At 73.4% G+C, this 13,786-nt stretch carries 9 protein-coding genes; 6 read left to right on the forward strand and 3 right to left on the reverse strand.

Annotated elements, in window-relative coordinates; genetic code table 11:
• Positions 1–75: 75 nt before the first annotated feature.
• Entirely contained in the window at positions 76–4,887 is a 4,812-nt protein-coding gene (locus tag JXZ78_RS36740) for an ATP-dependent helicase (protein WP_030020321.1), read from the reverse strand.
• A gap of 143 nt (positions 4,888–5,030) precedes the next feature.
• Here JXZ78_RS36740 and JXZ78_RS36745 point away from each other — a divergent pair, with 143 nt between their 5' ends.
• From JXZ78_RS36745 to JXZ78_RS36755, 3 genes are all read left to right on the forward strand, one after another.
• On the forward strand, positions 5,031–6,011 hold the full coding sequence (locus tag JXZ78_RS36745) for an AraC family transcriptional regulator (RefSeq protein WP_030020322.1): 981 nt from the start codon (positions 5,031–5,033) through the stop codon (positions 6,009–6,011).
• Between the two features lie 265 nt (positions 6,012–6,276).
• Positions 6,277–7,074, forward strand: coding sequence for an AzlC family ABC transporter permease (locus JXZ78_RS36750; protein ID WP_050502510.1), 798 nt, complete (start codon positions 6,277–6,279; stop codon positions 7,072–7,074).
• Complete coding sequence (locus tag JXZ78_RS36755; protein ID WP_030020324.1) at positions 7,071–7,379, forward strand: AzlD domain-containing protein; 309 nt, start codon at positions 7,071–7,073, stop codon at positions 7,377–7,379. Before JXZ78_RS36750 ends, JXZ78_RS36755 begins: the two co-directional genes overlap by 4 nt.
• A 39-nt stretch (positions 7,380–7,418) precedes the next feature.
• Here JXZ78_RS36755 and JXZ78_RS36760 read toward each other — a convergent pair whose 3' ends face one another.
• Both JXZ78_RS36760 and JXZ78_RS36765 read right to left on the reverse strand, forming a co-directional pair.
• On the reverse strand, positions 7,419–8,813 hold the full coding sequence (locus JXZ78_RS36760) for an MFS transporter (RefSeq protein WP_157851596.1): 1,395 nt from the start codon (positions 8,811–8,813) through the stop codon (positions 7,419–7,421).
• Positions 8,814–9,317: 504 nt separating this feature from the next.
• Entirely contained in the window at positions 9,318–10,244 is a 927-nt protein-coding gene (locus JXZ78_RS36765) for a hypothetical protein (protein WP_030020326.1), read from the reverse strand.
• A 474-nt stretch (positions 10,245–10,718) separates the two neighbouring features.
• On the opposite strand from JXZ78_RS36765, the gene JXZ78_RS36770 reads away from it, so the two are divergent.
• The 3 genes from JXZ78_RS36770 (at position 10,719) to recA (ending at position 13,781) form a co-directional block, all read left to right on the forward strand.
• Positions 10,719–10,913: a DUF3046 domain-containing protein gene (locus JXZ78_RS36770; protein ID WP_030020327.1), complete on the forward strand. Its 195-nt coding sequence runs from the start codon at positions 10,719–10,721 to the stop codon at positions 10,911–10,913.
• 249 nt (positions 10,914–11,162) lie between these two features.
• Positions 11,163–12,398, forward strand: coding sequence for an AI-2E family transporter (locus JXZ78_RS36775; protein WP_167745429.1), 1,236 nt, complete (start codon positions 11,163–11,165; stop codon positions 12,396–12,398).
• Positions 12,399–12,653: 255 nt separating this feature from the next.
• Entirely contained in the window at positions 12,654–13,781 is a 1,128-nt protein-coding gene (gene recA, locus JXZ78_RS36780) for a recombinase RecA (protein WP_030020329.1), read from the forward strand.
• Positions 13,782–13,786 lie beyond the last annotated feature (5 nt).

A 13,786-nucleotide genomic window follows, 5' to 3' on the forward strand; every position in this document is an offset into this window, starting at 1 on the left:
GTTGGGTGTGGGGGCTGGATGTGGCGCCCCGGCACGAGGTACGGAAGCGGTCTGCGGTCGGCCGCGTCATGACGGTCACGGCCGGAGGCGGAAGCCGCGTGGTGTGGGGTGGAAACCGGCGGCCTCCAGGGCAGGGGCGAGCGGGGCGGTCAGGGCGGCGACGCCGTTGACGCGCTCCACGGTGATCGTGCCGAGAGCGCCCGCGCGGGCCGCGTCGGTGAGCGCTTCGAGGGCGAGCCGCAGGCGGGTGCCGGCGGGGGAGCCGCTGTCGGGTGCGGTGCCGTCGGCGGCGTGTGTCCAGGCCAGCAGGGTCTTGCCGCCGCGTTCCATGTAGAGCGTCAGTTCGCCGTCGACGAGGACGACCAGGGAGCCCGCCTTGCGGCCCGGTTTGTGCGTCGAGCCGTCGGGCGGCTCGGGCCAGGACAGGGCGGCTCCGTACGCGTTCGCCGGGTCGGCGGCGGCCAGTACCAGGGCCCGCTGCGGTCCGGCGGAGCGGCGGTCCCCCGGGCCGTCCTGGGCGTACTCGTCGGCGACCCGCTCGCGGCCGGTGTTGACGGCGCGGAGCCGGTCGACCGCACCGTCCATCGCGAACTGCGCCGCTCCCAGCCCTTCGACCACATAGCCGCGCCGGGCCTGTCCGGTCTCCTCGAAGACGGCCAGGACGCGGTAGGCCGCGGAGAAGCCGCCCTCGACGCCTTCGGCGGCCACGGCGCCACGGGTGACGACGCCGTGGCGGTCCAGGAGGGCGCGCGCCAGGGCGTGGGCGCGGTGGGTGGGGTCCGGCTCGGGGGCGGGGAGCAGCGACCAGCGGCCGGCGACGGTCGGCGGGCCGGAGCGGGAGGCCGTGGGGCGGCCCGTACGGCCGGTGGCGGCGGTCAGCGTGCCGTACCGGCCGCGGGGGACCGCGCGCTTGGCGCGGTGGGCGGTGGAGCCGGACGTGCGGCCCGAGCCGAGGAGGGACCGGAGCGGGGCGAGGGTGTCGTTGGTGAGGCGGCCGGACCAGGCCAGGTCCCACAGGGCGTCGGCGAGTTGGGGGTCGGTCGCCTCGGGGTGGGTGGTGGCGCGGACCTGGTCGGCGAGCTGGCGGAAGAAGAGGCCGTAGCCGGGGGCGAGGGCCTGGAGGACGGACTCGTGCAGGGGGGACAGCTCCAGCGGGTGCGGTGGCGGCAGGAGCAGCGGGGCGGTGTCGGCGAGGTAGAGGGACACCCAGCCGTCCTTGCCGGGCAGCGCTCCCGCGCCGGCCCACAGCACTTCGCCGGTGGAGGTCAGCTCGTCCAGCAACGCCGGGGCGTAGTCGCCGACCCGGGACGGCAGGACCAGCTTCTCCAGGGCGGAGGCGGGCACGGACGCGCCTTGCAGCTGCTCGACGGCGCGGACCAGGCCGTCGATGCCGCGCAGGCCGTACGAGCCGCCGCGCCGCGCCGCCGCACCGTGGTGTGCCGGGGGGAGCAGGGGCCCCACCTGCTGCCACTGCGGGAGGAAGGACGCGAGGGCGGCGGGCGGTACGGGCTCCAGCTCGTGCCGCAGCGCGGCCAGGGAGCGGCGGCGCAGGCGGCGCAGCACCTGGGCGTCGCACCATTCCTGGCCGATGCCGGAGGGGTGGAATTCACCCTGGACGACGCGGCCGGCCGCGGCCAGGCGCTGTAGGGCGCCGTCGGTGACGGCCGTGCCGAGGCCGAAGCGGGTGGCGGCCTGCTCGGAGGTGAACGGGCCGTGCGTACGGGCATAGCGGGACAGGAGGTCGCCGAGCGGGTCCTTGACGGGCTCGGTGAACGACTCCGGGACGCCCACGGGCAGGGCCGTGCCCAGGGCGTCGCGCAGCCGGCCCGCGTCCTCGATCGCGGCCCAGTGGTCCCGGCCGGCGATCCGGACCGTGATGGCCCGGCGGGCCGACGCCAGCTCCCGGACCCATCCGGACTCGGCGCCGCGCTCGGCCAGCTCCTCGTCGGTCAGCGGGCCGAGCATCCGCAGCAGGTCGGCGACGCCTTCCGCGTCCTTGACCCGGCGGTCCTCGGTGCGCCACTGCAGCTCGCTCTCCAGCTCGGCCAGGACGTCGGCGTCGAGCAGTTCCCGCAGTTCGGCCTGGCCGAGCAGCTCGGCCAGCAGCCGGGAATCCAGGGAGAGGGCGGCGGCCCGGCGCTCGGCGAGGGGGGAGTCGCCCTCGTACAGGAACTGGGCCACGTACCCGAACAGCAGGGAGCGGGCGAAGGGGGAGGGCTCGGGCGTGGTGACCTCGACGAGGCGGACCCGGCGGGCCTCGATGTCCCCCATCAGCTCGGTCAGGCCGGGTACGTCGAAGACGTCCTGGAGGCATTCGCGGACGGCTTCCAGCACGATCGGGAACGACCCGAACTCGCCCGCCACCTGGAGGAGCTGGGACGCGCGCTGCCGCTGCTGCCACAGGGGGGTGCGCTTGCCGGGGTTGCGGCGGGGCAGCAGCAGGGCGCGGGCCGCGCACTCGCGGAACCGGGAGGCGAACAGGGCCGAGCCGCCCACCTGGTCCGTGACCACCTGGTCGACCTCGCCCTTGTCGAAGACGACGTCGGCGGCGCCCACGGGGGACTGCTCGGGGTCGTACTCCATGCCGCGGGCCGCCGGGTCGAAGTCGCCGGTGTCGCTGTCGAGCAGGTCCAGACCCATCAGGTCGGCGTCCGGCAGGCGCAGCACGATGCCGTCGTCGGCGTGCATGACCTGCGCATCCATGCCGTAGCGCTCGGAGAGGCGGGCGCCGAGGGCGAGCGCCCAGGGGGCGTGCACCTGCGCGCCGAACGGGGAGTGCACCACCACCCGCCAGTCGCCCAGCTCGTCGCGGAAGCGCTCGACGACGATCGTGCGGTCGTCCGGCACATGGCCGCAGGCCTGCTTCTGCTCGGCGAGGTACGCGAGGACGTTGCCCGTCGCCCAGTCGTCCAGGCCGGCGGCGGCCAGCCGCTCTCGGGCGGCCTCCGGAGCGAGCGCGCCGATCTCGCGGAGGAACGCGCCGAGCGCGCGGCCCAGTTCGAGCGGGCGGCCGAGCTGGTCGCCCTTCCAGAAGGGCAGCCTGCCGGGCACGCCGGGAGCCGGGGAGACCAGCACCCGGTCACGGGTGATGTCCTCGATGCGCCAAGACGTCGTACCGAGGGTGAAGACATCGCCGACGCGGGACTCGTAGACCATCTCCTCGTCCAGTTCGCCCACCCGTCGCCCACCACCCCGGCCGGAGGCACCGCGCGCCGCGGTGTCCGACGAGCCGCCGCCCTTCGCCGGTTCGGAGCCGGCCAGGAAGACGCCGAAGAGGCCCCGGTCGGGAATCGTGCCGCCGGAGGTGACGGCCAGCCGCTGGGCACCGGGGCGCCCGGTGACCGTCTGCGCCACCCGGTCCCACACGACGCGCGGCCGCAGCTCGGCGAAGGCGTCGGACGGATAGCGGCCCGCGAGCATGTCCAGCACGCCGTTGAACGCCGACTCGGGCAGCGCCGCGAAGGAGGCGGACCGGCGGACCAGGGCCAGCAGCTCGGTCACGTCCCAGGTGTCCATCGAGGCCATCGCGACCAGCTGCTGGGCCAGCACGTCGAGCGGGTTGGCGGGGACGCGCAGCGACTCGATGGACCCGGCGCGCATCCGCTCCGTGACCACCGCGGCCTGCACGAGGTCGCCGCGGTACTTGGGGAAGACCACGCCCCGGGACACCGCGCCGACCTGATGGCCGGCGCGGCCGACCCGCTGGAGGCCGGAGGCCACCGACGGCGGTGACTCGACCTGCACCACCAGGTCGACCGCGCCCATGTCGATCCCCAGCTCCAGGCTGGACGTGGCGACCACGGCCGGCAGCCGGCCCGCCTTCAGGTCCTCCTCCACCTGGGCGCGCTGCTCCTTGGACACCGAGCCGTGGTGGGCGCGGGCCAGCAGCGCGGGCGCCCCCTTGGCGGCACCGGCCTCCGCCATCAGCTCGGCGGGGGAGTGGTTCTCGGGCAGCGCCTCGCCGGTGGCGCGCTCGTACGCGATCTCGTTGAGCCGGTTGCACAGGCGCTCGGCGAGGCGCCGGGAGTTGGCGAAGACGATCGTCGAGCGGTGCGCCTGCACCAGATCGGCGATCTTCTCCTCGACATGCGGCCAGATGGAGGGCTTCTCACCGGTGTCGCCCTCCTGGACGGGGGAGCCGCCCAGCTCGCCCAGGTCCTCGACGGGGACGACCACCGACAGGTCGAACTCCTTGCCGGACGGCGGCTGGACGATCTCCACCCGGCGCTGCGGCGACAGATAGCGGGCGACCTCCTCCACCGGGCGCACGGTCGCCGACAGGCCGATGCGCCGGGCCGGACGCTCCAGCAGATGGTCGAGCCGCTCCAGGGAGAGCGCGAGGTGGGCGCCGCGCTTCGTGCCCGCGACGGCATGCACCTCGTCCACGATGACCGTCTCGACGCCTTCCAGGGCTTCCCGGGCCGAGGAGGTCAGCATCAGGAAGAGCGACTCCGGGGTGGTGATGAGGATGTCCGGCGGCCGGTTGGCGATCGCCCGGCGCTCGGCGGCCGGGGTGTCGCCGGAGCGGATGCCCACCCGGATGTCGGGCTCCGGCAGCCCGAGACGCACGGACTCCTGGCGGATGCCGGTCAACGGGCTGCGCAGGTTGCGCTCGACGTCGACCGCCAGGGCCTTCAGCGGGGAGACGTACAGCACGCGGCAGCGCTTCTTCGGCTCGGCGGGCACCGGGACGCTCGCGAGCCGGTCGAGCGAGGCGAGGAAGGCGGCCAGCGTCTTGCCGGAGCCGGTCGGCGCGACCACCAGCACGTCCGAACCCTCGCCGATGGCCCGCCAGGCACCCTCCTGCGCGGCGGTGGGCGCGCGGAACGCCCCCGTGAACCAGTCGCGGGTCGCGGGGGAGAACGAGTCGAGCGCTGCCTTGGCCATGTCCCCCATCGTGCAACGGACCACTGACAATCGCCGGTGACCCGCCGTTCACCTGCGCTGATGCGGGCGAGCGGCGGCGGTCGGCGCCGTCCACGTGCCGGACGGACCGCCCCCGGCAGGCCGGGCCGCAGCACAATTGAGCCATGACGGGGCACGGGGCGGCGGACACGCGGGGCGCGGAAGGCGGGCCGGGCCCGCCGTTCGCGGTGGCGGCAGGCGCGGGAGCCGGTACGGGCGGGCCTCCGGCCGCGGCGCCCGCCGGCCGCAAGGGCGGCGAGTGGGCCCGGCACTGGCAGTACGCCGAACTCCCCGGCCTGGACCTGCTGCGCGCCCGCTACGTACGGCACTCCTTCCCCCGCCACTCCCACGACGGTTACGTCCTGGGCGCCGTCACCGGCGGCGTCGAGCGGGTCGGACTGCCGGGCGGCATCACGGACGCCGGGCACGGCGGCATCATCATGATCAACCCTGAGGTGCCGCACACCGCGCAGGCCGGTGCGCCGGAGGGCTGGTCGTACTCCACGCTCTACCCCTCCGAACAGCTCGTCGCCGGCATCGCGGCCGAGACGACCGGCCTGACCGGCACCGCCGCGTTCACCGAGCCCCTCGTCGACGACACCCTCGCCGTCCACCTCGTCAACGGTGTGCACCGCGCGGCCGAGGAAGGCAACGCGCTGGCCGCCGACAGCCTGCTGCGCATCGTGGTGGCCCGGCTGCTGCGGCGCCACGGCGGCCCGCTGCCGACCCGTATGCCCGCCACAGCGGGAGCCCGTACCGCCGAGCGCGCCAGAGCGCTCCTGGAAGCACGGCTGACCGCGCCACCGACCCTGGAGCACCTGGCCCGGGAACTGGGCACCAGCCCGTTCGCCCTGCTGCGCGCCTTCAAGAACGCGTACGGGATGCCGCCGCACGCCTGGCTCACGAACGCCCGCATACGCCGGGCGCGCCGGCTCCTGGAAGCCGGCACGGCACCGGCGGACGCCGCCGTCGCCGTCGGGTTCACCGACCAGCCGCACCTGAACCGGCACTTCACCCGGATCGTGGGTGTGCCGCCGGGCGCGTACCGGCGTGAGCGGGCGGGCGGCGCAAGAACGTACAAGACCGCGGGGGAGGGCGCTTCCTAGGGTCCGGAGCGTGGCACAGGAAACGCAGCGAGAACGCAACCGGCAGTCGCAACAGCACCGAGAGAACCGTACGGAGCAGGAGCTTCGGGAGTTTCAGGAGCTCCAAGACATCCAAGGCATCGAAGGCATCGAAGACGTCCAAGGCGTCCAAGACATTCATGGGGTCCGAGGGGCCCGAGGGATCAGCGGGACTCTAGGGGTCCAAGAGGCCGACGAGTTGCGAGAGGCCGGAAAGTCTCCCAAGACACCCCAAGCGCACCAGACAATCCCATCCCGTCAGCGACACCAGCCGGAACAGACACATCAACCACGGCCGGCCAAGCCCCCTTCCGCGGTCGTCAGGGACGCGCTCGGCGTCGGTGTCGCCGTCGGGCTGTCCGGCTTCGCCTTCGGGGTGACCGCGGTGGGCTCGGGCCTCTCGGTGTTGCAGACCTGTGCGCTGAGCCTGCTGGTGTTCACCGGCGCCTCGCAGTTCGCGCTGGTCGGCGCGCTGGCCGCGGGCGGCAATCCGTTCACCGCCGCGGCCGGGGCGTTCTTCCTGGGCACCCGTAACGCGTTCTACGGACTGCGGCTGTCCGGCCTCCTCGGGCTCCGGGCCGCGGTCAAGCCGTTCGCCGCCCACTGGGTCATCGACGAGACCTCGGCCGTCACCCTGGTCCAGCCCGACCGGCGCAGCGCACGCCTCGGGTTCGCGGTCACCGGGCTGACCCTGTACCTCCTGTGGAACCTCACCACGTTCGCCGGGGCCAAGGGTGCCGGGGCCCTTGGCGACCGGGCGGCCTGGGGCCTGGACGCGGCCGGTCCCGCGGTCTTCGTGGCGCTGCTGGCTCCCCTGCTCACCTCCGCGGTGGAACGTTTTGCCGCGGGGCTCGCGGTCGTACTGCTGCTGATGTCGCTGCCGTTGCTGCCGGCGGGTGTGCCGGTCCTGGTCGCGGCGCTCGCCGCGCCGGCGGTCCTGTACGGGGAGGGGCACCGGGCCCGTAAACGTACCGCTGACCGGCCTGAAACCGGCGCGGATACGCCCGTACGGGGGAACAGCGCGGGAGAGGTGGACGCACGATGAGTGTCTGGATCGCGATCGGCGTCACCGCCGTGGGCTGCTACCTGGTGAAGTACCTCGGCCTCCTGGTACCGGCGGGTGCCCTGGAACGGCCGCTCGTCAAGCGCCTCGCCGCTCTGGTGCCGGTGGCGCTGCTCGCCGCGCTCACCGCCCAGGAGACCTTCAGCGACGGGCATCAGCTGCTGTTCGACGCCAAGCTGGCGGGCGTCGGTGCCGCGGTGGTCGCGCTGCTGCTCCGCGCGCCGTTCCTGCTGGTCGTGGCGGTCGCGGTGGCGGTGACGGCGGGGGTACGGGCGCTGGGCGGGTGAGGGCACCGGGCGGGTGCGGGAGGCGAGGACGGGAAGCGGTCATCCCCGTACGACCCTCGCCTCCGCGACCCCCAGCCGCCACGCGTCCCGTTCGGGGCGCAGGAAGAGCGTCACGGCCACTCCGGCCAGCACCGTCAGGCCCGCCATCGTCCCGTACGCGCCGAGGTACCCGTCCGCGACGGTCTCCCCGGCGTCCACCAGCCGGCCCGTCACCGCGGGAGCCAGCACGCCGGCCAGAGCGAAGACGCAGGTCAGCGCACCGAGCGCGACGCCGCGCCGGTCCGCGGGAGAGATCCGGGAGACGGAGGTCTGCGCCACGGTCATGATGATGTCCGAGCCGGCCATCGGACCGAGCAGCAGGACGGCTTTCAGCCACAGCACGTCCGTCGCGGCGAAGGCCAGGGTCGCCGCGCCCGAGAGGAGCAGCACCAGCCCGTTCTTCACGCCGGAGGGCAGGGGGATACGGGGGCGCAGGCCGGCCGCCGCACGCCTGCCCGCGCGCTGTACGAGCAGGCCGTGGGCCAGCATCGCGGTGCCCTTGGCCAGTGCGGCCAGCATGATCAACAGGCTCGCCTGGCGCAGCCCCAGCCCGCCGACCTCCTGGAAGTAGTCCACGGCCCAGGTGAGCGAGGCCGACACCGTCCAGAAGGCGGCGAACGCGCCGAGCGCCGCGGACAGCCAGGTCCTGGAGAGCAGCAGCTTCCGGTACGGGACGGAGCCGCCGCCGAGGGAGGTGTTACGGGCGGGACGCTTTCCCACCGGGGTGCCGTCGGTGGACCGCCGTCCCACCGGGGCGCTGTCGGCGGATCGCTGCCCTACCGGGGCATCGCTGACGCGCCGCCGCCCTACCGGAGGCGCCAGGGGTCCTTCCTCGCCGTACCGGAGCCACACCGCCGCCCACACCAGGCCGACGAGGCCCACCACGCCGAACGCCCAGCGCCAGCCCCACGCGGCGGTGACCGCGCCGAGCACCGGCGCCGCGACGGCGACGCCCACCGCCGCGCCGACCAGGAAGATCGCGGTCGGCAGCGTACGGTCGCGCTCCTCGAACCAGCCGTGCAGGTGGTGCACCGCCACCGGGGTCGCCGGGCCCTCCGCCGCGCCCAGCAGCACCCGGGTGGCGACCAGGACGCCGAACCCGGCCACGCCGAGCAGCATCGGCAACTGGGCGGCGGACCACAGCAGCGCCATACCGAGCAGCAGGACCGGGGTGCGCACCGTACGGGTGAGGAAGGAGCCGCCGAGCGCCGCCAGGCTGAAGAGCGCGAAGAACGCGGCGGACGCGGTGCCGAACTGTTCGCGGGTCAGGTGCAGTTCGGTCATCACCGGGTTGGCGACCAGGCCCATCACCATCTTGTCGGCGAAGTTGACGAGCATGAAGGCGACCAGCAGCCAGGTGGTGCGCCAGGCCCGCCGGTGCTCGGAAGCAGTCATTCCGGAAAGCTCGCCGGGGTACGCCCCGGGCCCGGTCGCACGGGTCACCGAACGGCCTCCCTGTCCCGATCCACGTCTCCGGCACCGGCTTGCGGCGAGCCGGATTCCGGTCGTACCAGCCCTGCCCTGGCGTACGCGCCCGTGTGCCCGGGGGCCGGCCCGGAGATGGCCGTGAGGGCGGGCCCGGGGGCTCCGGCCCCCGTCCCGGTGCTCTCCCTGTGCGGACTGTGCGGGCTGTGCTGCGTCGAACCATCCGTCATGCCGGGCAGCTCCTCATGCGCGCCGGGCACCTGTGCTGGTCAGGCGCCCGCTGTCGGTCCTCGGGTCGGTCCTCGGGTCGGTCCTCGGGTCGGTCCTCGGATCGGCCCTCTGGTCAGTCCTCGGATCGGCCCTCTGGTTAGTTCTTTGGTTAGTCCTCTGGTCGGTTTTCCGGCCTGCCCCGGCGGCAGGAGTCCGGTGTCCCCGAGGGCCCGACGCCACCCGCCGGTGTCACAGCCGTACCCGCTACCGGGCGGTGAGGCGCCCGTACGCGCGCAACGTCAGCAGCGCCTTGACCGTCACCATCGGGCGGCCCTCCAGAGCCGTTCCGGGAGCCCACACGCGCCAGCTCACGGGCCAGCCGCCGTCCTCCCGCTGGAGGGCGGCGAGGTGGTCCAGCGCCCGGTCCGTCTCCGCGTCCGTGAACCAGCGGCGGGCGAGAGAGCCCGGCGTGGCCGCGTAGTCGTACGCGAAATGGTGCTCCCCGGGCGCGTAACCGTCGGGTACGGGGGCGTCCGCCGTGCGGTCCGGGTCCAGGAGGACCAGCCGCTGCTCGCGCACCATGGTGCCCAGGCGCTGTGCGGCCGCCTCGGCGCGCGGCCGGTCGGGTACGCCCTCCAGGAAGGCGAGCGCCGCCTGGACCTCGTACGGGTGGGTCCGCTCCAGGGACTCCACCGCCTGCCAGCAGAAGTCCGTGGCCCGGAAGAGCCAGGCGTGCCACACCGCGTTGCGGTGCAGCAGGCCCACGACGGGTCCGGTGGTCAGGAGGGCGCTCGGCGGGTCGTCGGGCACCGGGAGCCACGGCGCGGCCGGATAGCCGCGCAACTCGGGGCGCACGGCGGGCAGCGCGCCCTCCAGGGTGGACACCCCGGTCAGATAGCGGCAGATCCGCTCGGCCCGCCGGCCGCCGCAGCGCCCGATGAGGTCGAGGACGTACAGGGCGTGCGCGGTGTGCAGCGGCTGGCTGACCGGGCCGCGCAGGTCGGGTTCCAGGGCGTGGCCGTAACCGCCGTCGGGGTTCGCGTAGGCGGTGAGCGCGGCGTCGACACCGTCCGCGCCGCCTTCCAGGAAGTGGTACGCGAAACGGCGCTGTTCGAGCACCCGGGCAGTGAGCCAGATGAAACGCTCGGCACGTGCCAGTGAGGTCGGCTGTGGTGCTCCGTTTTCCGCCATGGACCGACGGTAGGGCCGTGCGCGCCGCCCGGCACCGGCGTGGACGTGGCTGCACTCTCAGGGGCGGGGTTCCGGACGTGCGCGGTTGACGGTCGTCCGGCAGCGGACGGGCCCCAGCCTCGACAGCGGCGGTCCGCGGACCCGGCAGCGTTCGGGCCCACCCCCGGCAGTGGCGGCCCGCAGTCCCGGCAGCGGGCGGTCCGCAGTCCTGGCAGGTCTGTCGGCCCCACTGGTGGGGCGCCGGTTCGCCTCCGTTCCCGGAGCGCCCGTGTGCGCGCTGTTGCTGCTGCCCTTCCCGTCCTTCCCGTCCTTCCCGCCCTTCGGCCTCTCCGGCAGGTCGGCCGGGGCTTTACTCTGCGTACATATACGTCCTTCACGCCGGCGCGGGAGGCCGCGCCGCCAGAGTGGTGCGGCCCTGCCGGGAGTGCAAGGTATGGGAAACGTGCAGGTCAAGGCGAGTGCGGAGTGGGTTTCATGCGGTTGACGGTCTTCTGGGAGCGGATGGCGGATCACTTCGGTGAGGGGTACGCCGACTCGTTCGCGCGCGATCATGTGATGTCCGGGCTCGGCGGGCGGACCGTGCACCAGGCGCTGGCGGACGGGTGGGAGGCCAAGGACGTGTGGCGGGTGGTCTGCGCGACGATGGACGTGCCGTACGACAAGCGCTGACGGGAGCGACGGCTCCGGGGGTGGGCCCGGGAGCGGACCCGGGGGCGCGCCGGCCCCGTGGACGGCGGCTCAGGCGACGGCGGAAGGCGGCACGGAGGTATCGGGCGGAGGTATCGGCCGGAGGCGGGCGGCGGTGCCGAGCGGGGCAGGGCGGGAGTTGTCGGACCTGTGAGCGACACTGGGCCCGTGCCAGCGACCGAGAATCCCACCCGTCACGACGACCCGCGCCCCGGAGGCGCCGCCCAGCGGATGCCACGGTGGCTGCCCCGCGCCATGGTGCTGGCGCTCGCCCTCGTGGCCTGCTTCCAGCTCGCCAGCTGGGCGTTCCACCAGCTCATCTCGCTGCTGCTGAACGTGCTGATCGCCTTCTTCCTCGCCCTGGCCGTCGAGCCGGCCGTGGACTGGATGGCGGCCCGCGGGCTGCGCCGAGGGGGCGCCACCGGGCTGGTCTTCCTCGGCATACTCGTCGGGACCGCGGGCTTCTTCGCACTGCTCGGTTCGATGCTCGCGGGCCAGATCGCCACCATGGTCCAGGAGTTCCCGCAGTACCTGGACTCGGTGATCAGCTGGATCAACACCACCTTCCACACCCACCTCTCGCGGGTCGAGGTGCAGAACAATCTGCTGAAGTCCGACTGGCTGCAGAAGTACGTACAGGACAGCGCCAACAACGTGCTCGCCGTCTCCGCGACCGTCCTGGGCAGCCTGTTCAACCTCCTGACCGTGGCCCTGTTCTCCTTCTACTTCGCCGCCGACGGCCCCCGGCTGCGCCGCGCCCTGTGCTCGGTCCTCCCGCCGTCCCGGCAGGCCGAGGTGCTGCGCGCCTGGGAGATCGCGGTCGCCAAGACCGGCGGGTACCTGTACTCCCGCGGCCTGATGGCACTGATCTCCGGCATCGCGCACTACGTCCTGCTGGAGATTTTGGGCGTCCCGTACGCACCGGCGCTCGGCATGTGGGTCGGGCTCGTCTCCCAGTTCATCCCGACCATCGGCACGTACCTCGCCGGCGCGCTGCCGATCCTGATCGCCTTCACCGTCAATCCCTGGTACGCGCTGTGGGTCTTCGGGTTCGTCGTGGTGTACCAGCAGTTCGAGAACTACCTGCTCCAGCCGCGCATCACGGCCAAGACCGTGGACATCCACCCGGCCGTCGCCTTCGGGTCGGTGATCGCCGGTACGGCGCTGATGGGCGCGGTCGGCGCGCTGATCGCCATCCCGGCGACCGCGACGCTCCAGGCGTTCCTGGGGGCGTACGTGAAGCGGTACGAGGTCACGGACGAGGTACGGGTACGGGGCGGCAACCGGCGCCGGCGCGCGACCTCGGCCCTGCGGCGGCTGCGCCGGTCCCTGCACGACGAGCCGCCGGCCGCGCCCCTGGAGGGCCGGGAGACCGGTGGGGACGGGGACGAGGGTGATCGGGACGGGCGAGGCGGAAGCGGCGGGAGCCGCGGGAGCGGGCCCGGCGCGGGGGGCAAGGAGAGCTGAGGGGCCGGGCGGCCGGGCCGGGCCCCGCGTTCCCGCCGTACGGGATCGTCCGGGCGTGACCGGGGCGACGGGCCCGGCGTGGTGCGCTTGACACTGAAATCGAACATCTATTCTTATGAGACGTCCGGCCCGTGTCTCCGCCCGGAGTTCCCGGGAGTTATCCACAGGCCGGAGCCGGGTCCGGGCGCGTTGTCAGTGGCAGGCGTTAGCGTCATGGATGTGAAGCGATCGACTCAAGCAAACCGGGTGGAAGCCATGGCAGGCACGGACCGCGAGAAGGCGTTGGACGCCGCGCTCGCACAGATTGAACGGCAATTCGGCAAGGGCGCCGTGATGCGGATGGGCGAGCGCCCGAACGAGCCCATCGAGGTCATCCCCACCGGGTCGACCGCACTCGATGTCGCGCTCGGCGTCGGCGGCATCCCGCGTGGCCGTGTGGTGGAGGTCTACGGCCCGGAGTCCTCCGGTAAGACGACCCTGACCCTGCACGCGGTGGCGAACGCGCAGAAGGCCGGCGGCTCCGTCGCCTTCATCGACGCCGAGCACGCGCTCGACCCCGAGTACGCCAAAAAGCTGGGCGTGGACACGGACGCGCTGATCCTGTCCCAGCCGGACAACGGCGAGCAGGCCCTGGAGATCACGGACATGCTGGTCCGCTCCGGCGCGCTCGACCTCATCGTGATCGACTCGGTCGCCGCGCTGGTGCCCCGGGCCGAGATCGAGGGCGAGATGGGTGACTCCCACGTGGGTCTCCAGGCCCGGCTGATGAGCCAGGCTCTGCGGAAGATCACCAGCGCGCTCAACCAGTCCAAGACCACCGCGATCTTCATCAACCAGCTCCGCGAGAAGATCGGCGTGATGTTCGGCTCGCCGGAGACCACGACCGGTGGCCGCGCCCTGAAGTTCTACGCCTCGGTGCGGATCGACATCCGCCGTATCGAGACCCTCAAGGACGGCACCGAAGCGGTCGGCAACCGCACCCGCTGCAAGGTCGTCAAGAACAAGGTCGCCCCGCCCTTCAAGCAGGCGGAGTTCGACATCCTGTACGGCCAGGGCATCAGCCGCGAGGGCGGCCTGATCGACATGGGTGTGGAGCACGGCTTCATCCGCAAGTCCGGCGCCTGGTACACCTACGAGGGCGACCAGCTCGGCCAGGGCAAGGAGAACGCCCGCAATTTCCTCAAGGACAACCCCGACCTCGCCAACGAGGTGGAGAAGAAGATCAAGGAGAAGCTGGGCATCGGCGTCAAGCCGGCGGAACTGGCGGAGCCGGGTGCGGACGCGGCGGGAGCGGCGGCCGACGAGGAGGCCCCGGCCAAGTCCGTACCGGCACCGGCCGCCAAGGGCGCCAAGGGCACCAAGGCCGCCGCGGCCAAGAGCTAGTCCAT

The sequence above is a fragment of the Streptomyces monomycini genome (assembly GCF_022271435.1).
Classification (GTDB): Bacteria; Actinomycetota; Actinomycetes; order Streptomycetales; family Streptomycetaceae; genus Streptomyces; species Streptomyces monomycini.